Annotated in this window: 1 protein-coding gene; it reads left to right on the forward strand. The window is 45.9% G+C overall.

Going from position 1 to position 625, the window contains the following annotated elements; genetic code table 11:
* Positions 1-133 precede the first annotated feature (133 nt).
* Positions 134-625: transferrin-binding N-lobe domain-containing protein (locus ACTHUT_RS21510; protein WP_440419844.1), on the forward strand; the 492-nt coding region annotated here is incomplete at its 3' end.

A 625-nucleotide genomic window follows, 5' to 3' on the forward strand; every position in this document is an offset into this window, starting at 1 on the left:
GGTTTGCTCAAACACCCGCATATCCGGAGTAAGAATGTGCGGGTGTTTTTTGTGAAGGTTCGTCAGAAAATGTTTGCAAATTACATTTTAAGTTAATAAAATATAAATTATTATCATTTTTAAAAAAGTTGATATGAAAAATTCACTTATTGCCCAAGCAGCCGGTATCCTGCCTGTGCTACTGCTTTCTGCCTGCGCGGGCGGCGGCAGTTTCGATTTGGACAGCGTGGAAACAAAACAGCACAACCCGCAGTCCGAAGCACCGAAATACCAAGACGAACAGACTGAAAAACCGGCAAAATCCGATGAAGCGCAGGCGGCGGAAAACGACCGTCCGGTTTACGGTTTTGCAGCCAAAATACCGCGTCGGAACTGGCACCCGAAAAATAAAGAAGATCATAAGGCATTATCAGAAGCGGATTGGGAGAAATTAGGTGCGGGTGAGCCGGGTGAGTTTCCCCAAAAGAATGAGATTTTTGCGATGGATAAGGGTACGCTGAACGAATCCATCACAACGGGCGACGGCAAAAGCCGTGTGGAAGGATACACGGATTTCCAATATGTCCGCTCGGGCTATATCTACCGCAACGGTGCCAATAAAATCGATTTCAAAAACAATATCGCC

The organism is Neisseria sp. P0022.S010, assembly GCF_051956635.1.